We start from the raw sequence: 269 nt of genomic DNA, 5'->3' as shown, positions 1-269 counted from the left end.
CGTGCTGAAAAAGACGTTCGGGACACCTCCACTGCAAATGATAAAAAAGGGGATGGCGGAACTGGATTCCTAGCACAAGACCCACTCTTACTGGAAGAAAATACGGGCAATAGAACCATTGAACGTCCTTCCTATGTAGCCAGCCTAGGTGACTCAAGCGAAGAATTTACTTATACAGTAACCTACAAGATGTTCAATGCTCCACTTGAGATGGAAAAGAATGTCATGTTTGTAGATACCTTAGATTATCGCTTACAATATATCAATGC

General features: G+C 42.0%; 1 protein-coding gene. It reads left to right on the top strand.

All coding sequences use genetic code 11. The features are described from left to right. Nucleotides 1-269 (top strand): hypothetical protein (locus ACS2QP_RS27795; protein ID WP_438883071.1); only part of this gene is annotated, 269 nt, incomplete at both ends.

Origin of the sequence: Bacillus cereus group sp. Bce019 (assembly GCF_051781745.1) — a bacterium.
GTDB classification, from domain to species: domain Bacteria; phylum Bacillota; class Bacilli; order Bacillales; family Bacillaceae_G; genus Bacillus_A; species Bacillus_A cereus.
Note: the sequence above shows the minus strand (reverse complement) of the source record. Positions and strands in the feature narration are given on the sequence as shown.